Genomic DNA, 20,947 nt, shown 5'->3' on the forward strand with positions numbered 1-20,947 from the left:
CCGTGCCGTGGCGCCGGGCGGCGGCCATCGCCTCCTCGGCCACGGCGGCCGCGTTCTCGGACAGGGCAGCGAATGAGGTCTCGGCCGTCACCGGATTGCTGGGTGCCGGTCGCGCCCAGCGGGGTCGGCCTGGTGGTGTACGACGGATCCGGCGCCCCGGGCCGCGAAATCCGTCGCCCACTGCCCAGTCATCGGCCGTGCGATCAGATAGCCCTGGACGAAGTCGCACTGGGCATCCTGGAGTTCCCGGAGCTGCTCGTCGGTTTCCACGCCCTCCGCGACCGTCCTGATGCCCAGGCTCCGGGCCAGGCCGGCGACAGCTCGCACTATCGCCCGGTTGGTGGGGTCGTCGATGTTCGCGACGAAGCTACGGTCGATCTTCAGAACGTCGATCTTGAAGTCGCGGAGCCGGGCCAGTGACGAGTACTGCGCCCCGAAATCATCGAGGTGCACCTCGACGCCGAACGCGCGGATCGCCTTCAGGGTCTCGGTGACGATGGGCCGGTCGTTCCCGAGCAGCGTTTCGGGAATTTCGATCGCTAACCGGTGGGCCGGCAGTCCGGATTCGGCGAGCGCCGCGGTGACCAGGTCCGCCGTTCCGGGCTGGGCGAACATGATGGGGGAGAGGTTCACCGCGATGGGCACCGGCGTTTGCCACTGGGCCGCCTGCGCGCAGGCGAGGCGCAGGACCCATCGATCGACCTGCGGCATCAATCCGGCCTCGCCGGCGATCTCGAGGAACTCGGCGGGACCGAGAACGCCGTGGCCGGGCCGATGCCAACGAACGAGCGCCTCCATGCGCTCGACGAAGCCGTCGCCGGCGCGCACGATCGGCTGGTAGTGGAGACGCAACTCGCCGCGTCGCAGAGCCTGGCGGAGCCCGTTCTCGACGTCCAGTCGACGCGCGGCCCATCCGTGCAGGGCTTCGTCGAAGACCGCGCTCGCCCCGATTTCGCTTCTCTTGGCGCGATACATGGCCATGTCGGCATTGCGCAACATCTCGCCCGCGGTGTGTGAGGAGCCGTAGGCGATCCCCACGCTGCAGGAGGCGTGAACTCGCTGATCCCCGAGGTGAACGGGGCTGGTGAAGTTGTGGTGGATGCGTTCCGCGATGTCGTCCGCGCATCGACCCCGGTCGACGTCCTCGCACAGGATGACGAACTCGTCGCCGGACAGCCGTGCGACGGTGTCGCCGCTGCGGACTGCGGCGCGCAGCCGGCGGGCGGCGGTGATCAGAACGTCGTCACCGGCCTGGTGTCCGAGACTGTCGTTGATAACCTTGAAGCGGTTGAGATCGCAGAACAGCACGGCGATCTCCGTTCCGCGGATCCGGGCCGACGCCAGCGCGGCGTCCAGCAACTCGCCGAACTGCGCGCGGTTCGGCAGGCCGGTCAGGGAATCGTGCCCGGCCTGGTGGGAGGGGAATCCACTGCTGCTCAACCACCAGCTCCACTAAGGACCGCCCTTGGACCTGCGCACCCTCCCATCCGTACATCTGCTCGGCCGCAGGGTTGAACGACGTGATGACCCCATCTTCGACGGTGAAGATCGCCTCGGCGGCGTTCTCCACGATGGCGCGAACGGCTGCCTCGCGCCGTTGTAGGCGCTCGTAGAGCTCGGCCATCTCGGCGGAGGCGACATCGATGGACCGTTCCAACGTGTAGCGTTCGCGATCGGCGTCGTCGTAAGCGGCCGAGACCCGGCTGAGCAGGAATCGCCACGTGGACTCCTGCGCCGGGGGAGTCTGCTCGTCCAACCGCAGACGGCGCAGGAGTGCGTGCAAGCCGCCGGCCGGGAGCTGATCGGACGTCACGGCATCTCTCGCAAGGTCATGATCGTCATCGTCTGGTTGTGCAGCTGCGTCCGGCCGTCGCTGTTGGGTCCGATCTCGCCGTGCGAGTAGAAGCCGACGAAAGTGGTGTCGGGCGACAACTCGTCATACGCGGCTTCGACCTCCTCCTCGGTACGTTCGCCGAGCACGATCTGTCGGCCCACGCAGGAGACGCCGAACGCGAGAGCGGTCCCGGCACCGGCTTCAGCCGCGGTGCCGGCGTTGGCGGCTCCGTCGATGAGGTTGTCCAGGTTAGCCCGCATCAGCTGGGTGACGGAGCCGATCGGCACCTGTCCGGCGAAGGTCATCGATTGAGTTGCCTCGTCGATCGACAGAACGGTGCGCACGACCGGAACCGTTCGGTCGGGCGCGGCGACCGACAACGGGAACAACAGGGCGGTTCCGGGAAGACCGTCCGCCCGGTCGCCGAGATACCGCCGGTAAAGCTCCAACGCGGGCTGGCCGTCGAGCTCGTAGAGCACGCAACCTTCGGACCGGGTGACCGTGCGCCGCGGCCCGAAGATGTGCCAGCCGCCGCTGACGCCCCAGCCGGCCTCCAGCCGATCGCCGTGAAAGGTCACGATGGTCCCGTACCCGGACTGCGGCTTACCGTCGACCAGCGTCCATGTGTCGACGAACCGGGCGCCGTCGCCGGCCAGGCCGCCGAACATCGGTACGCCCGGTGCCAGTGCGCCGAACAGCCGCTCCACCACAAGATCCCCGTTGACGGCCTTGCCGTCGGCGATCACCATTACCGCCCGGGCGGAACGGCCGAGATCGCCGAAGGCCTCCGCGAGATCGATGGTGTCATCGATCTGAACGAGCGGAATCGATCGGCTCCGTACCCGGGTCGAGTCGAAGGTCGTGATCGACACGATGAGCCCATCGATCGACAATTCGGTATCGGCGAACGCCCCGGACGTCGAGGCGCCCGCCATGATCACGTCCGGGTACGCCTCCACCAGCTGTTCGAGGGCGGGCGAAACGGTGGTCAGCTCGGAAGAGCCGAAAGCCAGAACCACCGTACGGTCGCCTTCAGCCGCCGGGAACGGGGCCGACCATCCCGAGTCGATACTCCACCGGAGCACATCGTTGCGCATATGTTCAGCACCCCTCGGCTTGCGACTGGCGAGCACCGCGACCGCACGGTGGCGCGAGATACCGTCCGCTTTCACGGTTAGCATCGGCACCCCGGGGCGGCCGGATGAGTCTTCGTACCCGCCGGCAACAGTCCACGCCCGTCCAGCCGGCGCTCCTCTGTGGTGTGTGCACCGCGTGATCGACAGTGCCATCACTCCCGGTGTCGTCGGACGTTGGAGGCCACCACCGTGGCCCGGCGGCCGGCCAGTCGCGTCGCCGACAAGGGAGCTCGGGCTCGGATCGGGTGCGGGCCTGCTTTCCCTAATGGCGTTGGGCTCGTTGTCGAAGCTGACGTCGCCTGCGGAGAGCCGCCGGTCTCACCGGCATTGCCGGTGCCGCCGGTACAGCAGGGATGGGCACGGTGGTCAGGTCAGCAGTCGCACGTGGCAGACGGAAGGTTTCGACTGATGCTGTTGCTCATTCTTGTGGCGGCGCTGGCGGCCGGGTACACGGCCGGATGGCGGCTTCGGGGACGCGGGTTGAGGGCCTTCCTGCGAGCAATGCCGGTGACGGCCGGTGAACCTCCTATCGCGGACCTGGTTTCGGCATCGCGACATGTCACCGGCTTGGCCGCGTCGCTCGCTGAGCGGGAGCAGGAACTCGCGCACGCTCGTGTGCAGGTGCGGGACCAGGTTCTGGGCGCGGAGCGCGAGCAACGGCTGGCCGATACCCGGTTGCGACGGGGCGCGAAGGAGGCCATCGACGACACCGGCGCGGTGATTCGGGAACGGCTGCATGGTGTGGTCGAACAGATCGGGTTCGCCCGGTCCGCGGCGACAGCGACGCACGAGCGCATCGCCGTGTCCAGCGCGGCGGCGGCGGCGATGGTGACCCGGGTCCGCGACGCGGGCGGGGCGGCTGCGGCGCTCAACGGAAGTCTGCATCAGGTCGCGGGTGTGGCCGGAGTGATTTCCGAGATCGCTGCGCAGACCCGGATGCTGGCTCTGAACGCGACGATCGAGGCGGCCCGGGCCGGTACGGACGGTAAGGGCTTCGCGGTGGTCGCCGACGAGGTTAAGAAGCTGGCGGCCACCACGGCTGAATCGACGGAGCAGATCACGCGCACGATCGCGGGCCTCGAGTCCGATGTCGGAAAGATGAGTGCGACCTTCACCGCGATCGCCGGCGACGCCGACGAGATCGAATCGGCCATGTCCGGCCTGAACACGATCGCCGACGATCAGCGCGCGGTGGTGCATCGGCTGGACGACACCGTGGACGAGACGATGAGCAGCATCGAGGACCTCTCCGAGGTCGCCGAGCGTCTCGAACGCCGGCGCTCCTACCGGATGGCCGTGTCCGGAACCGTCACCCTGCGCACGGCATCACCACCGGAACAGATTACTGCGCATCTGCTGGACCTCAGTACCGGTGGACTGGGCTGCATCATCTCCCACCCCGGGGCGGCGATGGACGCCGGCGAATGCGTCCGGGCCAGTATCGACCTCGAGACCGGCCAGGTCGACTTCGACGCCCACATCGTGCGCCGCGCTCCACGTCCCGATGGGCAGACCGAACTGGGCCTGCAATTCGCCGACCCCGGCGAGCACGTGACACGGCAGGTCCAAGCCCACCTCGACGCCGTCGACAGGGGCCTGGCGTCCCGATAGTCCGTGGTTCTCAGTCCTACGGCCCGGCCGGTCGGCGGCCGAACTGGCATTGCAACCGATTCCTCACTGATCGAGTTCATCGGCGGTCGGGCCGGCGGCCGAAAGGGCTTACACAACGACCAGAACGAGGAGCAGAGCATGCCGGATTCGAAGCCTTCCCCGTCCGAGGCGGACGCCGAGCAGTCGGCCGACGAGACGCAGCGGGCCGCCCACCAGCGCGCCGCCGACGACCGGGGGAAGATCGCCGCTCTCCAGCGTTCGCAGGCGGTGATCGAGTTCGATCTGACGGGCAAGATCCTGGACGCCAACGACAACTTCCTGACGACGGTGGGCTACACCCGCGAGGAGGTGGTCGGTCAGCACCACCGCATGTTCGTGCCGGAGCAGGAGGCCCGAGGCCCGCAGTATCGCGAGTTCTGGGAGGCGCTGGGCGAGGGCCGGTTCCAGGCCGGGGTGTACACCCGCGTGGCCAAGAACGGCCGGAAGGTGTGGCTGAGGGCGACCTACAACCCGATCCTCGACACCGACGGCCGGCCGGTCAAGGTGGTCAAGTTCGCGGCCGACATCACCGCCGACCGGCAGCGCACCGCCGAGTTCGAGGGCAAGATCGACGCGATCAGCCGGTCGCGGGCGATGATCGAGTTCGACCTGGACGGCACGATTCTCACGGCGAACCAGAACTTCCTCGACACCATGGGCTACGACCTCGACGAGATCGTCGGGCAGAACCACCGCATGTTCATGCCACCCGGCCTGGCCGACCGGCCGGAATACGCCGAGTTCTGGAAGTATCTGCGGCGCGGCGAGTTCAAGTCCGGTGAGTTCAAGCGGATGGCCAAGGGAGGTCGGGAGGTTTGGCTGCTGGCGTCGTACAACGCGGTCCTCGACGCCGATGGCCAGCCGGTCAAGGTGTTCAAGTTCGCCGCTGACATCACCGAGGAGCAGCACCGTACTGCCGAGTTCGAGGGCAAGGTCGCCGCGATCAACCGATCTCAGGCGGTCATCGAGTTCAACCTCGACGGCACGATCCTGACCGCGAACCAGAATTTCCTCGACACCATGGGCTACACCCTCGACGAGATCGTCGGACATCACCACCGGATGTTCGTCGACCCGGCCGAGGCGTCCGGGACCGCCTACTCGTTGTTCTGGGAGCGCCTGGCCCGCGGTGAATTCCAGGGTGGCGAGCACAAGCGCATCGCCAAGGACGGCCACGACGTATGGCTGCAGGCGACCTACAACCCGATCCTCGATGCCGAGGGCCGGCCGGCCAAGGTGATCAAGTTCGCCATCGACATCACGGCGGCCAAGGAGCGCACCGCCGAGTTCGAAGGTAAGGACACGGCAATCAGTCTGGCCCAGGCGGTCATCGAGTTCGACCTCGACGGCAACGTCCTTGCCGCGAACGACAACTTCCAGCGCACCATGGGCTACAGCGAGCGGGAGTTGATCGGGCAGCACCACTCGATGCTGTGCCCGGCCGACTACATCGTCTCGCCCGAGTACCGCGACTTCTGGCACCGGCTCGGTGCCGGTGAGATCCACAGCGGCCGTTTTCAGCGGGTCGGCAAGTACGGCCGCGAAGTGTGGATCCGGGCCAGTTACATTCCGATCCGTGATCTGCACGACGTCGTCTACAAGGTGGTCAAGTACGCCTACGACATCACCGACCAGGTCGTGCTGGAGCATGAGCTCGCGACCAAGACCCACGACATGAAGTCTTCGGTGACCGCGCTGACAGCGGCTATCGACGAGATCACCGAAGCCGCCACCCGGGCCACCGCCCTGGCCGACACCACCCACCAGAACGCCCAGGAGGGGTACGAGGATCTCCGCAAGTCGATCGACGCGATCGAGCTGATTCAGAAGTCGTCGGAGCAGATCGCGGCGATCGTCACGGTGATCGGCGAGATCGCCAGCCAGACCAACCTGCTCGCGTTCAACGCCTCGATCGAGGCCGCCCGCGCCGGTGAGCACGGCATCGGCTTCTCCGTCGTCGCCGGCGAGGTCCGTAAGCTCGCCGAGCGCTCCTCGGCCGCCGCCCGTGAGATCACCCAGTTGATTCATGAATCGGCCGGCCGGGTCACTCAGGGCGCGACCGTCAGCAATCGCGCGCAGAGCTCGTTCGGGCAGATCCTGGCCCACGTCGCCGAGACCAGCGACACCATCAGGCGGATCGCGGCTTCGACGGAGGAACAGCAGACGGTGTCGCACCAAGTGGCTGAGCTCATCAACGATCTGGTGAACAGGGGCAGCGTCGATGGGCACGACAGGGCCGCGTCGTGACGACGGCGGCCGGCGCCACCCTCTACGGCGTCTTCCGCACCGGGGGCCTTCGTATGGCGTTGCCCTTGGAGGAACTTCGTGAGGTCATCGTCCGGCCGGCCGAGTTCAGCCCCTTGCCCACCGCGGGGGTGGGGCTGCTCGGCGCGGTCAACCTGCGCCACACCGTGATTCCGGTCCTCGACCCGTGTCTGCTCGCCGGGCGACCGTCTGCTGCCGAGACGGGCGAGGTCATCATCATCGTCTCCAGCGACGGCCAGCTTCTCGGCCTGCTCGCCGACGCCATCGAGGGTTCCACCCATGTGGAAGCGGATGCTCTCCTCGCCGTGCGTGTCGGCGGTGGCGTGCCCGCCCTGTTCTCACACACCTTCGAGCGCGCTGACGACGGCGCTGTCGTCGCGTTGCTGGACGCTGCCGCCATCGTCGACATGCCGGCGATCCCCGCCGTCGCCGATCCGGCCCAGCAGCCGGGCCGGTCCGCTACCGCGACCGCCTCGGTTGCGGCGCAGGCGCGAGAGACGCACCGCACTCTTCTGATGTTCGAGTGCGGCGGCACCGGACTGTCCATCGACGTCACCCACGTACATTCCGTCGTCCCCGACCTCGAGCTGCACTCCTCGCCCTTGGACGGTCCGATCTGCCGTGGCGTCGCTCACCTCGACGGCGCCGCTGTCCCGGCCATCGATCCCATCACCCTGCTCGCGCTGGGAATGCAGCCACGAGCCGACACGGACCGCGGTGTCGTGGTCTCGCTCCCCACGGGCCTGATCACCCTTATCGCGACCGATGTCACCGACATCACCACCGTGCCCGCCGAGGACATTTTGCCCATCCCCGCCCTGTCGAGCCCCAACCACGGCCTGCTTGCCGGGCTGCTCACGACCGACGATCGCCAGTACCTCGTCCTTGACGGGCAGGCGCTCCGCGAGAATGCCGAGCTGGCCGCCTTCGGAAACATGAACCTGCGCCTGGACGCGACAACCGCCCAAGCCGATCCGCCGCCGGGCGGCGACCCCCAAGCCATCGGGAAGGACGAGCACAGAGTCATCCCGAGCGTGCGCAAATTCCTCACCTACAGTATCGGGGTCGATGCCGCCACGCCGCTGGAGCAGATCGACGAGATACTGCCATACCCCAGTCATCACCTCAGCCTCGACGACGCGCCGCTGATCGGCATGTTCACCCACCGCCGTACGACCATTCCGCTGATCGATTTGCCCGCGCTGCTCGGACGTGACCACACCCCCGATCCCGCGACCGCCCGGGTCCTGCTGGTGACCGTCGCCGCCGGCATCACCGCCGGGCTGGTCGTCCCCGACCTGCACGCCATCGAGCAGGCCGTGTGGGAAGAGCCTCCCAAAACCCCCGATGACCTGCTGCAGCGGCCGCTGGTCAGCCTCGGCACACCCGAGGACAACCGGCTCGTGCCCCACTTCGACCTCATCGCCATCGCCGCCGAACACCTCGGCCGGCAGCTTGTCCAGGCCGAAGAGCACGACTCCGCGTACGCCGATGCGCGCAAACTGGCGGTGCGGTGATTCCGGCTGCTGGTCACCGGGACGCCACACAGCCAGAGCCTTGCCGACCTTCGGCGCGGTCAGCTTCGGTACCTGAAGTCGTCGGCGGCTTTCACCCAGTGCGTCGGAGAGCGCTTGAAGGCCTGGTGGTCGATGATTGAGGGCATGTCGTTACCGGGTTTGGACCCTGATGAGTACCCGCCGATCGATCCCGACGAGCCTGCCCCGGACGACGCCGGCGAATTGCTGCCGGATACTCCGGATGATCTGCCGGAGGCTCCCGTCGAACCGCTACCTGATGATGGCGAGGAAGGTGGCGTACGGGAACCCGCGTAGCGGCGAGGCATCCGGATCCGCCGCTATCTGGGGCATCCGCTCCGGCCGGCGCAGCCGTTCGTACAGGTCGGTCGTCTCGGCGGCCGGGCGCACTCGCAGGTCGGCCCAGAGCGTCGTGACCAGCTGCCGGTATTGCAGCAGGGCCAGATGGCGCAGGCCGGTACGCGCGTAGCACAGCATCAGCGCGCGGTGGACGTCCTCGTTGCACGGGTCCTCGGCCAGGATCCGCCGGGCCAGGGTCGCGGCGGCACCGTGCTCGCCCCGCCCGGTGCAGAGCAGCACGAGGCGGCTCTGCGCCTCCACCGCGAGGGCGTGCAGCGCCGCCCGCCGGGGCGCGGCCCATTCCGCGTACGGCCGGTCCCGGGCGATCCGGTACGCCTCGCCGCACCGCTCGACCACCGGCTCGGCCGCCGCGGCCCGCAGCGTCTTGCGCACCCCGGCCAGCAGCACGTGCAGCCGGCTACGCCCGGCCGTCGGCCGGGCCCGCGGCCAGAACGTGTCGATCAGGACGTCCCGCGGGACCGGCGCGTCCGGGTGTAACAGCAGGTAGACGACCAGATCCCGGCCGTGCCGGCTGGACGTCTCGACGAGCCGGCCGTTGACGATCACCCGCACGTCACCGAGCAGGAATGCCCTTACCCGAATCCCATGCATGGTGGAAGGACCCGCCGCACCCTCGCCTGATACCGCGAGCGTCGTTGATCGGCCACGATGACCCGATAGAACTTTTCCGGCCGGACTGTCGATCACGGCGAACCGGATCGTCGTGAGGGGCGGGGTTCACGGCTTGCCCGCCGGGATCAGGTCGGCCAGCAGTGCCTCGATGCGGGTCTTGATCTCGTCGCGAATCGGGCGGACGGCCTCGACGCCCTGCCCGGCCGGGTCTTCCAGCTTCCAGTCCTCGTAGCGTCGGCCGGGGAAGATCGGGCAGGCGTCGCCGCAGCCCATGGTGATGATGACGTCGGAGTCCTGGGCGACCTCGTACTCGAGGATCTTGGGTTTCTGGTCGGTGAGGTCGATGCCGACCTCGCGCATGGCTTCGACGGCGGCCGGGTTGATGGTCTCGGCGGGGGCGGAGCCGGCGGAGCGGACTTCGACGGCGTCGCCGGCGAGGTGGCGGAGCCATCCCGCGGCCATCTGGGAGCGGCCGGCGTTGTGGACGCAGACGAACAGGACGCTGGGTTTGTCGGTCACGAGCTGAGCCTTTCGGTGGGTACGACGATGTCGTCGGCGGCCTGTCCGACGTTCGGATAGAGGGCGAGCAACAGCCCGGCGCCAACGAGCAGGCCGATGATCTGGGCGATGACGAAACCGGGCACCGAGGCGGGTGCGATGCCGGCGAAGGTGTCGGTGAAGGCACGGCCGACGGTGACCGCGGGGTTGGCGAAGCTGGTGCTGCTGGTGAACCAGTACGCGGCGCCGATGTAGGCGCCCACAGCCGCGGGCGCCACCGGGGCGCGGCCGGAGCGGGCGAGCGCGAATATCAGCAGCAGCAGGCCGGCGGTCGCGACGACCTCGCCCAGCCACAGGTGACCCGCGGAGCGGTCCTTTGTCGAGAAGGTCACCGGGGCCAGGTCGAACATCAGGTTGGCCAGCACCGAACCGGCGATCGCCCCGGCGGTCTGCGCGGCGACGTAGCCCCCGAGATCGGCGGCGGTCAGGCCGGTGCCGGTGCGGCGGCCGAGAAACCAGTCGGCCGCGGAAACGACTGGGTTGAAGTGGGCGCCGGAGACCGGGCCGAAGGTCAGGATCAGCGCGCCGAGCGCGAACGCCGTGGCGACGGAGTTCTCGAGCAACTGCAGACCGACGTCGTCCGAGGACAGGGTGGTGGCCATGATGCCGGAGCCGACTACGGCGGTGACCAGCAACGCCGTACCGAGGAACTCGGCCAGCAGGCGGCGCCAGGCCGCGATGGGGTGCATGAGTGCGGAACTCCGGTTTCTGCGCAGCCGAACCGAGAGGTGGACCTGTCAGTTCTGCTTCGGGATGTGCGGAACGGCGGGCGCAACGCGGTCGATGCGCTGGGCCAGGTCGGTGTAGGCGGCCTCGAACGCGGCGTCGGTGTTGACCTGGACCGGGTCGGGCACGGACCAATGCAGCCGGGGGCGTACGGGGCCGGTGAGGTCTTCGTGGGCGTTGTCGCAGACGGCGATGACCAGGTCGCCGTCGTGCACGACGGCGGAGACGTTCGCGGTGCCGGCCGGGTCGAGGTGCAGGCCGTGCCGGTGGGCGATCTTGATGGCGCGTGGGTGCACGCGGTTGGCGGGTTTGGTGCCGGCCGAGGTGACCGTGCCGCCGACGCGGTCGCGCCAGAGCGCGGCGGCGAGCTGAGAGCGGGCGGAGTTGTGGGTGCAGACGAACACCACGCGCCCGGTGTCCTGCAACGGGGGCGGGGTGAGCGAGGCCAGTGCTTCGGGCTGCAGCCGCAGGTACGTACGGCGGCGATCGCCTTCGGAGCGGGTCCGCACGATCAGGCCGGCTTCCTGCAGCACCTTGAGATGGTGCGCGACCAGGTTGGTCGGCATCGCGAGGTCCTGGCCGATCTCGCCGGGGGAGGCGTCGCCGAGGGTCAGAGTGTCGACGATCGCCAGCCGCGCCTGGTCGCCCAGCGCGGCGTGGATACGCGCCCGCGTCTGCAGGGAGGAAGCATCACCGTTCATTGAGTCAATTTTGGTTGAGCTTTCCTGCCTCGTCAAGCGGGCCCCTTGACTGTGATCGCGCCCACTTGGTCCGCGATGTCGAGCAGCGCCGACAGCCGGCGCATCAGCGCAGGCACGGGGCGGTAGTAGACCCAGCTCGCGCGACGTTCGGCAGTGACCAGGCCGGATTCTTTGAGCACCTTGAGGTGGTGCGAGATGGTCGGGCCGGAAATCGCGAACGCGGGCGTCAGGTCGCAGACGCAGATCTCGCCGCCGGGCGCGGACGCGATCATCGACATCAGCTGCAGGCGGATCGGGTCACCGAGCGCCTTGAAGGCCTGCGCAAGGCTGCCCGCGGCCTCGGCCGGGATCCGGCTCTGTGCCATCGGCGCGCAGCACGCGGCGGCGCTCGGGTCGGCGACGGCGAGGGGCGCAGCTGGTTTCGACATGCTTCGAGGTTGACAGATGTCGAAACCGCGTGCAAGGTTCGGTTTAGACAAACGTCAAGTTCGACAGAATTCGAATCCGCTTCAGTTTCGGCACAGCCCCGCACCGAGGGAGGAACCACGAGGAATGGTGACCGACCTACTCGACCGGGCGACGGCGGAGGAGTACGCGTCCTGGTTCCGGGCACTGGCCGACCCGGGCCGGGTGCAGATCGTGGAGTACCTGGCCCGGCGAGCCCGGCCGATTAGCGTGGGCGCGATCGGGGACAGCGCGTGATCATCCGCCCGATGCGCGTCGACGATGCCGACGCTGTACTGGCCATCTATCAGGCTGGGATGGACGGCGGCAACGCCAGTTTCGAGCACACCGCACCCGCCTGGGCCGCCTTCGACGCCGGCAAACTGCCCGGCCACCGATTCGTCGCCGTCGACGAGGCCGACACGGTGCTTGGCTGGGTGGCCATCTCCGCAGTGTCGGCCCGCGCGGTGTACGCCGGGGTCGTCGAACACTCTGTCTACGTCGATCCCGCGGCCCGTGGCCGAGGTGTCGGCACAGCACTTCTGCGGGCGCTGATCGCTTCGACCGAGGCGGCCGGCATCTGGACCATCCAATCCGGGATCTTCCCGGAGAACACCGCCAGCCTCGCCCTGCACCAGGCATGCGGATTCCGCACCCTCGGTGTCCGCGAACGGGTGGGCCGGCACCAAAGCCAACGCAACCGCTGGCGCGACGTCGTCTTCATCGAACGCCGCAGCCCGATCATCGATTAGGAGCCTCTCGCATGACCCAGCTCGGCCAGCTACCCGTGGCAGTCATCGGCGCCGGGCCCGTGGGCCTGGCCGCTGCCGCCCACCTCGCCGACCGCGGCATCCCGTTCGTCGTGCTCGAGGCCGGCGAGAGCCCCGCCGCGGCCGTCCGCCAATGGGGACACGTACGGCTGTTCTCCCCGTGGCGCTACAACATCGACGCCGCAGCCGCCCGGCTGTTGATCGACGCCGGTTGGGTGCGCCCGGACGACGACAAACTGCCCACCGGAGCCCAACTCGCTGCTGAATACCTGCAGCCGCTGGCCGACCTGCCCGCCCTCAAGCCTCATGTGCGCTACGACGCCCGCGTCGTCGCGGTCACCCGGCTCGGCCTCGACCGCCTGCGCAGTGCCGGCCGCGCCGAGGCCCCGTACCTGATCCGGCTGGCCAACGGCGAAGACGTGCTGGCCCGTACGGTGATCGACGCCGCCGGCACCTGGGACACCCCCAACGTGCTCGGCGCCGCCGGCATCGCCGCCCACGGCGAGAGCGAAGCACAAGCGTGCGTGGAAAGCGCCCTGCCCGACGTGCCCGGGCGAGACCGCGACCGCTTCGAAGGGCAGCGGGTTCTCGTGGTCGGCGCGGGGCACTCCGCGGCCAACACGCTGCTCTATCTGACCGAGCTGCCCGGAACCACGGTGACCTGGGCGATCCGTGCGGCCTCACCTGCGCGTACTTACGGTGGCGAGTCGGCCGACGCGCTGCCCGCCCGCGGCCTGCTCGGCTCCCGGCTGCGCGAGCACGTCGAGTCCGGCACCATCACGCTGCTCACCGGCTTCAGCGTCCAGGCGGTCAGCGCGGGCCCGGCCGGTGTCGAGGTCTCCGACGGCGCTCGCAGCGTGACCGTCGACCGGATCGTGTCGGCCACCGGGTTCCGCCCCGACCACGGCATTGTCTCGGAACTGCGGCTCGACCTCGACCCGGTCATGGGCTCGACCCGGGCTCTCGCTCCGCTGATCGACCCGAACGAGCACTCCTGCGGCACCGTTCCGCCGCACGGCGTCGACGAACTGACTCACCCCGAGCCCGGCTACTACGCGATCGGTTCCAAGTCGTACGGCCGGGCCCCGACCTTCCTGATGGCCACCGGCTACGAGCAGGCCCGCTCGGTGGTCGCCGCTATCGACGGCGACTGGGCGGCTGCCCGCGACGTCCAGCTCGACCTGCCCGAGACCGGAGTCTGCAGCAGCAATGTGCCGCTCGATGCGGACAGCATCACCGCCGAAGCCGGCGGCTGCTGCGGTGCCCCCGCCGAGGCCGAACTGGTAGCTGCGGGTCGCGGCCTGGCCACCGGCGTCTCCGGCGGACTGGTGCGGGCCCCGCTCACAGTGATCACCGCACCGGCCGGCCAGCAGGAGCAGACCGGCGGTTGCTGCAGCTGATGCTCGGATCTCAGGCAGAGATGTGGTTGAGGCTGAAGGCAGGGTGGTAGGCCGCGACGGCCTCCGGTGGAAGCGGGCGGGCGTAGAAGTAGCCCTGGGCGAAGCGGTAGCCGAGGCGGTGCAGCTCGGCCGCCTGTTCGGCGGTCTCGACGCCTTCGGCGACGGCGCGCAGGTTCATGCCCTGGCAGATGCCGATGAGCGCAGCCGCCACGACGGCCTGCTGGCTGTTCGCGGTGATGTCGTCGACGAAGGATTTGTCGACCTTGAGGATGTCGGCGGGGCAGGTGCGCAGCAGGCCGAGCGAGGAATGGCCGGTGCCGAAATCGTCAAGGGCGATCTTGACGCCGAGAGCGGCGATGGCCCGGAGCTCGTCCAGGGCCGTGCCGCCGTCGAAAACAGCGGTTTCGGTGACCTCGACGGTGAGTGTGGGCGCAGCCAGTCCGGTACGCCGCAGGATCGTGTCCACCTCGCCGGCGAAGCCTGCCTCGCGGAGCTGCCGGGCGGAGACGTTCACGGTGACCGTTCGCGGTGCGGCGTCGCCCAGTTCGTGTTGCCAGCGGACTGCCTGTCGGCACGCCTGCTCGAGGATCCAGGCCCCGAGGGGCACGATCAGGCCGGTGCTCTCGGCGGCCGGGATGAACACACCCGGGCCGATCGGGCCGCGCTCCGGGTGGGTCCAGCGGACCAGTGCCTCCACCCCGAACAACTCGCCGTCGGGCATGGTGACGATCGGCTGATACAGCAGGTGCAGCTGCTCGGTGTCGAGTGCGGTGCGCAGGTCGGCCGCCAGCCGGGACAGCTCAGCAGTGCGCTGGTCCATCTGCTCGGTGTAGATCACATGCCGGCCTTTGCCCTGGCTCTTCGCTTCGTACATCGCCACGTCGGCGCGGCGTAGCAGGTCACCGGCGGTGTCACCGGCTACGGCCGGGGCCAGACCGATGCTCGCCTCGACGACCAGGTCGTGGCCCTCGGCGTGCAACGGCCGGCGCAGCAGGGCAGCGATCGCGCTCAGGGTGCAGGCGTGGTCGCCGCGCAGCAGCAGCGCGTACTCGTCGCCGCCGAGCCGGGCCAGCAGGCTGCCGGTCGGCAACTGCGCCGCGAGCCGCTGTCCGACGGCGGTGAGCAGGGCGTCGCCGACCGCGTGGCCGAGGTCGTCGTTGATGGCCTTGAAGTCGTCGAGGTCGATGATGGCGACGCTGACCTCGCCGGGATCGGTGGCCAGGGCGGCGGTGATCTCGCGGGTGAGCACCGAGCGGTTGGGCAGATCGGTGAGCGGGTCGTGGTCGGCTTGGTGACTCAGCGCGAGCTGGCGGATGTCGAGGTCGTCGAGCAACAGTGCGTTGTCGCGCAAGGCGACCAGCTGTCGCACCGCGACCAGCAGCGCCACCGTCACCGAACCGGCGGCGATGACCACGATGTCATCGGTGCGGTGCACCGCGCTGAACATCAGCAGGGCTCCGGTGGCCAGGACTGCCGCGTACGGCATGACGCTCGGCCGGCGCGACGACGGCCGGTGCGATGGCAGGCCCGCTCGGGAGGCCCGGCGCTGTCGGTCCGCGGCCGCACAGACCAGCAGACAGGTGGTCGGGAGTAACACGTGCCCGGTGTTGATGTAGGGCCGGTCGGCCAGCAGCGGCGCCATCGCCCCGCCGCCGGCGCCGACCGCGCCGCACAGCGCCAGGATGTGCAGCGCCCGCCGGTCGATCGGGCCGGTGCCGGTGAAGGAGACTTTGACGAAGGCCAGCATGCCGATGATCGCCGCGGCGCCGACCACCACGACCGAGGCGGTGCCGGCCGCGCTGCCGTTGGTCCAGCTCTCCCAGCGGGGCAGGACCAGATGCCAGCACAGCGTGAGCACGGTGACGACCATGGTCGCGATGTCCAGGCCGAACCGGGTCCATTCCATGCGCGTGCGATGCGCGCCCGGGATGCGCAGCAGACCCAGCATCATCGCCAGCAGTCCGGCGATGTAGAGCATGGCGGTGAAGCCGCCGATCTGGCCACCGGTCTGTTCGCCGCTGTAGTAGTCACGGGCAGCGGAGACCGAGGCCAGCCCCATCCCGACCATGCCGGCCGACACGTACCGCCAGAAGGTGCGCCCGGCGGCGCCGGCCCGCCAGGCGGCGACGATGGCGATCGGAACAGCGAACAGAAGCAGGACCCAGCCCGCCGCCGGCGGTGTCGGACGGATCAGCCCGATCAGGAACCACACCCAGGCGATCACATCCACGGCGATGGACGCGGTGAGTGTTCGGGTCAGTCCCCGTACCCTGTTCACTTCGATCCCACTGGCCCACGAAGAGCGCGGCCGGCGGCCTTGGCCCGGTACATGTCGGCGTCGGCGTCCTGCAAAATGCGTTCCAGGGTGGCCGTCGGACCGCCCTCGGCCGCGCCGATGCTGACCCCGACCCGGGCCGTGCGCCCGCTGAGCACGTACGGCCGGGAAATGGCGGTCTGGATCCGCTCGATCAGCTCGTCCAGTTCCGGGCCCGCGGTCATGCCGTCGAGCAGCACCAGGAACTCGTCGCCGCCGAACCGGGCGGCGATGTCGATGTGACGCAGACAGTGCTGGATCCGCCCGGCCACGTGGGCCAGCAGTTCGTCGCCGACGTGGTGGCCCAGAGTGTCGTTGACCCGTTTGAAGCCGTCGAGGTCGAGGAAGAGCACCACGAAGGGCCGGCCGTGTTCGACGGCGGCCTGCATCGACATCGTGAACGACGACCGGTTGGGCAGGCCGGTCAGCAGGTCGCGATGGGCCGCACGGCGCAGGTGCTCCTCCGAGTCGCGCAGATCGAGCGCGATCGTCAGCAGCGCCGCGCACTGGTTGACCAGATCGCGCCCGTCCTCGACCCGGTTCTCGACGCGGTCGACGAGGGCGAGCCAGCCCCGGTCGCTGTCGCCGACCTTGGCCCGTACGACAAAAGTGGTGTGCTCGAGGCCGGCCGCGTCGATCACTTCGACCGGCGGGAACCCCTCGACGCTGATCGGCCCGTCCGGGATGGCCGGGCCGGGAAGCCGGCGCCAGCCCGGTGTGCACCGCAACTCGCCGTCGGGGCCGCGCAGCGCGATCGACCCGGCCCCGGCGGGGGTCAGCGCCAGCCAGGCCGGGTCGCGCGGGTCGGCGTCGCGGCGGTGCAGCAGGGCCGCGCTCAGGGCGTAGCTGGTGCTGATCAACGACCGCAGGTGCAGCTGATTGCCGAGCTGGGCGTGATTGTTGACCCGGCCCAGCAGCAGCACCATGTCGAGCACCGCGCGGTCGACACGCCGAGCCGACGGCGCGTCGTCCCATTGCAGCGCCGCGGCGTACTCCTGGATCGAACGGCAGATCACGCGCAGCGTCTCCTGGCCCGGGTGGGCGTCGAGCAGGACGCGCAGCGCGTCGACGGCCGGCCGGACCTCGGACGTGTCACCCGCGGCGGCGGCCAGCAACCCGTCCGCGGTCAGGCTGGTGGCCCGGGTCATGGCGCTGGTGACCTCCCCGGAACGGCTGAACTCGACCGGCGCCACCGCCGACAGCCGTTGGAAGAGGCGTTGCCGCTCGTCGTCCATTTCCAGGGTCGGCAGGGCGAGGGCGAAACCGGTGCAGCCGCACGAGGTGCGCGGCACGAACCGGGCCGGCAGCCGATGGGTCTCGGGTGAGTTCTCCTCGCCGCGCATCCGGCGTAGCAGCAGGTCTACGGCGAGGCTGCTCATGGCCTGGAGCGGTTGCTCGACCGACGCCAACTCCGGTTTCACGAAGCCGGCCAGGTCGAGGTTGTCGAAGCCGGTCAGCAGGTAGTCCTCGGGGCACCGGAGCCCGGCCCGCGCCAGCAGCCGCTGAGCGCCGATGGCGTTGAGGTCGGTGCCGGCGACGAGGGCGTCCGGCCGGCCCTGCCGCACGAAGTCGTCGACGGTCCAGGTGACGCCCGACTCGAGGTTGTTCTCGGTGGGTAACAGCGGGCCGGGTTCGAGTCCGTGCTCGCGCAGCGCCGCCATGAAACCCTCGTGCCGCTCACGGACATCGGTGGCTGCGAAGTCGCCGGTGAAGGCGAGGCGCCGGCAGCCGTGCTCGCGCACGAGGTGTTCGACGGCCTCCCTGATGCCGGCGGCGTTGTCGGCCAGCACGGTCGGGCTGTCCATTGCTTCGAGGCTGTGCCCGACGAGCACAACAGGGCGACCGGACTGCACCGTCCGCATCAGGTACTCCGGCTCGGCGGCGTCAGCGAACACCACGAAGCCGCCGATGTGATCCCAGGCGACAGGGGAGTTGAAGGCCGGGTCCCCGCCGTGGATGGCGAGGTCGGCAGCGGCGCTCGAGGTCTGCACGGCGATGACGGGACGGCCGTGACCGCGGGCAGTGGCGCTGAGCCCGGCGATCAGGCTTCCGTAGTAGATGCCGCCGACGAACGGCGCCAGCACTCCTATCGCCCTACCGTCCCGCACATCCTTCGGATCGGCCGCCCGCCGGCATTACTTAACTTCCATGCCGGCCCACTGCTCGCCCTGCACAACATGCTCAACGGTGCCGGCCTGTCGCCTGCCGTAGTGATTAACGTCGGTGGTGTTCATGCGGTCGACGCCGAAGATTCCTGGGATCGCGGGAGCCGTCTGTCAGGTATTTCTCCGGTCAAGGTCACGCTGTGGCGGGTGCTGCGTAGCGTGAGTTCGTGTGTCCGCAAGTAGTCGGCCACGCCGGGGGCGAGGAACGCCGGGGTTGGCTCCGGCCGGTGCCCCGGCCGCGGCGTCAACCATTACAGTCGCATTCGTGAGCGCAGATCAGGGTCTTGTCCGGGTGTCCGATTCGTTCGGCGTACGCCGTGCCCGAGCCGGATCGATCCTCGGGGATGACGGGACGAACTATCAGGTCAAGTGGGATGACACCGATGAGGAGGAGCTTGTTCCACGGGGCGCCGGCGTTCACGTCGCGACGAGGGGTTCGCTGCGTTTCCTGGCTCTGTCCGACTCCCGGCTGTTCCACGCCGTCTTCGCCCAAGAGCCCCTCGCGGTGGTTCTGCACCTGTTGGCCGAGTCGTCGGTCCCGCTCAAGGTGCGGGAGATCCGGGAGGGTCTGGCCGAGCTCGGTCTGCGGAACGAGACCTGGGCCCGGCACGGGCCCCGCGCGCTGGCGGTGCTACCCAAGTGGCCAAATGTCGTCCGACGGCAGAAAGGCGACACTTTGGCCTACGCCTGGGTGGGGGACGACCTGCCCGAACTCCCGTCAGAGGCCGAGCCTGAACCGGAGCCGGCACCTACGCCCGCGCCTGTGTCGAAGCCCGCTCCTTCTCCCGCCAAGCCGGCCGCGGCGGCTGGGACACCGGCCGAACCGGCGATGCCGTCCGCCGAGCGCCTTCGGCGCCAGATGAGCGCCGCGCGGAGTATCGGCGAGGTCGCTCGCCTGCTCACGCTCCCGAGAGAGTTCGTGGCTGAGTTGTCACCGGAGGTGGTCGCCTCCGCGCTCCGCCGGGTCGCCGCTGAGGATCGGCTGGTCGCGGGCTGGCTCGACGCCCTGACCGCCGCCGGGCCGATCGGTGCGCTGACCGAGGAACTGGCGACGGCCCGGGCGGCGAACGCCGCACTCCAGAGCCGGGTCGATGAGCTGGAGGAGTGGTGGACGGCCCTTGAGCAGAGCACCGATCCGGACGCCGCAATCCGTCAGCCGGGTAGCTGAGGAGCTTCTGGTGCGCCGGCTCTGAGGTGCGTAGGTAAGGCGATCCGCACCGCCTTTTGTCTTCCCTCGTTGGAACACGCCGGGACCCACGACGGGTCCGTAGCCCCCGGTTACCGCGCCGGTACCTCGTCGGCGTAGCCGGACCGCAGCAGGATTGTGTAGCGGGTCAGTTCGCCGGCCGTTCGGTCCTCCTCGGCCAGTGCCTGGCCGGTGGCGGGGTCGATGATCAGCGAGGTCTGGCCTCGAGCTGCGCGGCGGTCAGCGACGTGCCGCCGAGCGGATAGGTCCGGCTCCGGTTCGGGTCGTCGAGGGCGCGGCGCGTCCGCGGGCCGGCCGCGCCCTCGACGGCTACACCCCCGTCGGTCCACCGGGCGGGTGAGCCGTCGGCCTGCCAGGCGGCCCGGTCCGCGGCGGTGGCCGGGGCGGCGGCGAGCAGCTGGAAGAACGCCAGGCTGGTTTCGGCGGCGCGGGTGGGCCGGGAGACGCCCAGCACCTTGGCGGCCTCCGCCGGGCTCAGGTCGAACCAGATTCCGGTGATCAGCACCTCGCGATCCGCCTCGCGCAGTGTCGTCAGCGCCCGGTGTACCTGGTCGCGCAGGGCTACGTCATCGTCGAGCCGGCCGCCGCCGACCGGCATGTCGCCGGAAGAGTTCCGTTACCCGTGCCTCGGGATCTTGCATGGCACCTCCGCAAGTAGCTCACTCGGACAGCGGGTACTTGTCGGCGCAGGGCTGCGGGCGATCGACCGGTCCACCATCGAGGCGGCCCGGTTGCTGCTGGATCGGATGGGGATCGCACCGGATGGTCCGGCGGCCGGTGCGCCGCTGGGTCGATCGCCTCGAGTCGCGGTGGGTGTGACTCGCTTTTACTCTGTACGGGCGCCGCGTCGGGCGGGTCGATCGGAGGGCGGGGGAGTGGACAGGTCGCTGATCTACGAGGGTGCGATGCAGTGCGTGCCGTTGCTGCTCATTGCGCTGTTCGTGGAGAACCGCAGTCAGGTCCCCGAGGTCCGCAGCCGTCTCGCGCGGCGGGTGATCCGGTTGCAGGACCGGGTGATCGCGGTGATGGGGCTCATCGCGTTCTTCCTTTCGATGTTTGTTCTGATCGGAGCGGTCGAGGTGAGTGGGCTGACCGACGGCGTCGTCGTCGCGGCGCTCGGCGCGGCGTTCGGCCTGTTGCTGGGGACGATCTGGCGCCGGTTGGCGACGCCGGCCGAAAAGGCCGGCGAGCAGCCCGTCCCGGCCCGCAGTGAGGACCCGGTCTGAGTAGCGGCCGGGCAGGAAGATTTCCTCGTCGGCGGCCCAACCTT

Annotated in this window: 17 protein-coding genes and 2 pseudogenes; 8 read left to right on the forward strand and 11 right to left on the reverse strand. The window is 69.4% G+C overall.

Going from position 1 to position 20,947, the window contains the following annotated elements:
• Positions 1–87: 87 nt before the first annotated feature.
• From M1L60_RS33825 to M1L60_RS33830, 3 genes and pseudogenes are all read right to left on the reverse strand, one after another.
• Positions 88–1,440, reverse strand: a complete 1,353-nt coding sequence (locus tag M1L60_RS33825; protein WP_253241638.1) for a putative bifunctional diguanylate cyclase/phosphodiesterase — start codon at positions 1,438–1,440, stop codon at positions 88–90.
• A gap of 19 nt (positions 1,441–1,459) precedes the next feature.
• Positions 1,460–1,624 (reverse strand): annotated as a pseudogene (locus M1L60_RS48385) (PAS domain S-box protein); the annotation flags it as partial.
• Positions 1,625–1,809: 185 nt separating this feature from the next.
• Positions 1,810–2,931: an FIST signal transduction protein gene (locus M1L60_RS33830; protein ID WP_253241639.1), complete on the reverse strand. Its 1,122-nt coding sequence runs from the start codon at positions 2,929–2,931 to the stop codon at positions 1,810–1,812.
• Between the two features lie 447 nt (positions 2,932–3,378).
• Between M1L60_RS33830 and M1L60_RS33835 the strand changes: the two genes are divergently transcribed.
• From M1L60_RS33835 to M1L60_RS48030, 3 genes are all read left to right on the forward strand, one after another.
• Positions 3,379–4,581: a methyl-accepting chemotaxis protein gene (locus M1L60_RS33835; protein WP_253241640.1), complete on the forward strand. Its 1,203-nt coding sequence runs from the start codon at positions 3,379–3,381 to the stop codon at positions 4,579–4,581.
• Between the two features lie 138 nt (positions 4,582–4,719).
• Positions 4,720–6,867 carry a methyl-accepting chemotaxis protein gene (locus M1L60_RS33840; protein ID WP_253241641.1) on the forward strand — a complete coding sequence of 716 codons (2,148 nt, stop codon included), beginning with the start codon at positions 4,720–4,722 and terminating at the stop codon, positions 6,865–6,867.
• Positions 6,864–8,402 carry a chemotaxis protein CheW gene (locus tag M1L60_RS48030; RefSeq protein ID WP_253241642.1) on the forward strand — a complete coding sequence of 513 codons (1,539 nt, stop codon included), beginning with the start codon at positions 6,864–6,866 and terminating at the stop codon, positions 8,400–8,402. Before M1L60_RS33840 ends, M1L60_RS48030 begins: the two co-directional genes overlap by 4 nt.
• A gap of 270 nt (positions 8,403–8,672) precedes the next feature.
• Here the strand turns inward: M1L60_RS48030 and M1L60_RS33850 are convergent, their stop codons facing one another.
• From M1L60_RS33850 to M1L60_RS33870, 5 genes are all read right to left on the reverse strand, one after another.
• Positions 8,673–9,371 (reverse strand): AfsR/SARP family transcriptional regulator, encoded by a 699-nt coding sequence (locus tag M1L60_RS33850; protein WP_253241643.1) that lies wholly within the window; start codon positions 9,369–9,371, stop codon positions 8,673–8,675.
• Positions 9,372–9,497: 126 nt separating this feature from the next.
• A complete protein-coding gene (locus M1L60_RS33855; protein WP_253241644.1) occupies positions 9,498–9,911 on the reverse strand; it encodes an arsenate reductase ArsC in 414 nt (137 codons plus the stop codon).
• Entirely contained in the window at positions 9,908–10,639 is a 732-nt protein-coding gene (locus M1L60_RS33860) for an aquaporin (protein WP_253241645.1), read from the reverse strand. The genes M1L60_RS33855 and M1L60_RS33860 overlap by 4 nt, the downstream gene beginning before the upstream one ends.
• A 48-nt stretch (positions 10,640–10,687) precedes the next feature.
• The gene (locus M1L60_RS33865) at positions 10,688–11,377 is read right to left on the reverse strand and encodes an arsenate reductase/protein-tyrosine-phosphatase family protein (RefSeq protein ID WP_253241646.1); all 690 of its coding nucleotides are present in this window, start codon (positions 11,375–11,377) and stop codon (positions 10,688–10,690) included.
• Between the two features lie 32 nt (positions 11,378–11,409).
• The gene (locus M1L60_RS33870) at positions 11,410–11,805 is read right to left on the reverse strand and encodes an ArsR/SmtB family transcription factor (protein ID WP_253241647.1); all 396 of its coding nucleotides are present in this window, start codon (positions 11,803–11,805) and stop codon (positions 11,410–11,412) included.
• A 124-nt stretch (positions 11,806–11,929) separates the two neighbouring features.
• Between M1L60_RS33870 and M1L60_RS33875 the strand changes: the two are divergent.
• The 3 genes and pseudogenes from M1L60_RS33875 to M1L60_RS33885 form a co-directional block, all read left to right on the forward strand.
• A pseudogene (locus M1L60_RS33875) lies at positions 11,930–12,064 on the forward strand (transcriptional regulator); the annotation flags it as partial.
• Between the two features lie 26 nt (positions 12,065–12,090).
• Complete coding sequence (locus tag M1L60_RS33880) at positions 12,091–12,573, forward strand: GNAT family N-acetyltransferase (protein WP_253241648.1); 483 nt, start codon at positions 12,091–12,093, stop codon at positions 12,571–12,573.
• Positions 12,574–12,584: 11 nt separating this feature from the next.
• The gene (locus M1L60_RS33885) at positions 12,585–13,991 is read left to right on the forward strand and encodes an FAD-dependent oxidoreductase (RefSeq protein ID WP_253241649.1); all 1,407 of its coding nucleotides are present in this window, start codon (positions 12,585–12,587) and stop codon (positions 13,989–13,991) included.
• A 10-nt stretch (positions 13,992–14,001) separates the two neighbouring features.
• Here M1L60_RS33885 and M1L60_RS48035 read toward each other — a convergent pair whose 3' ends face one another.
• Together M1L60_RS48035 and M1L60_RS33895 are read right to left on the reverse strand one after the other, a co-directional pair.
• Entirely contained in the window at positions 14,002–16,269 is a 2,268-nt protein-coding gene (locus M1L60_RS48035) for a putative bifunctional diguanylate cyclase/phosphodiesterase (protein ID WP_253241650.1), read from the reverse strand.
• Positions 16,266–18,389 carry a diguanylate cyclase domain-containing protein gene (locus M1L60_RS33895; RefSeq protein WP_253241651.1) on the reverse strand — a complete coding sequence of 708 codons (2,124 nt, stop codon included), beginning with the start codon at positions 18,387–18,389 and terminating at the stop codon, positions 16,266–16,268. The genes M1L60_RS48035 and M1L60_RS33895 overlap by 4 nt, the downstream gene beginning before the upstream one ends.
• 346 nt (positions 18,390–18,735) lie before the next feature.
• Between M1L60_RS33895 and M1L60_RS33900 the strand changes: the two genes are divergently transcribed.
• Positions 18,736–19,638 carry a hypothetical protein gene (locus M1L60_RS33900; RefSeq protein WP_253241652.1) on the forward strand — a complete coding sequence of 301 codons (903 nt, stop codon included), beginning with the start codon at positions 18,736–18,738 and terminating at the stop codon, positions 19,636–19,638.
• 226 nt (positions 19,639–19,864) lie between these two features.
• Here M1L60_RS33900 and M1L60_RS33905 read toward each other — a convergent pair whose 3' ends face one another.
• Entirely contained in the window at positions 19,865–20,275 is a 411-nt protein-coding gene (locus M1L60_RS33905) for an RNA polymerase sigma factor (RefSeq protein ID WP_253241653.1), read from the reverse strand.
• Between the two features lie 316 nt (positions 20,276–20,591).
• Here M1L60_RS33905 and M1L60_RS33910 point away from each other — a divergent pair, with 316 nt between their 5' ends.
• A complete protein-coding gene (locus M1L60_RS33910; RefSeq protein ID WP_253241654.1) occupies positions 20,592–20,903 on the forward strand; it encodes a hypothetical protein in 312 nt (103 codons plus the stop codon).
• Positions 20,904–20,947: the final 44 nt, after the last annotated feature.

This window comes from Paractinoplanes aksuensis (assembly GCF_024137025.1).
GTDB classification, from domain to species: Bacteria; Actinomycetota; Actinomycetes; order Mycobacteriales; family Micromonosporaceae; genus Actinoplanes; species Actinoplanes aksuensis.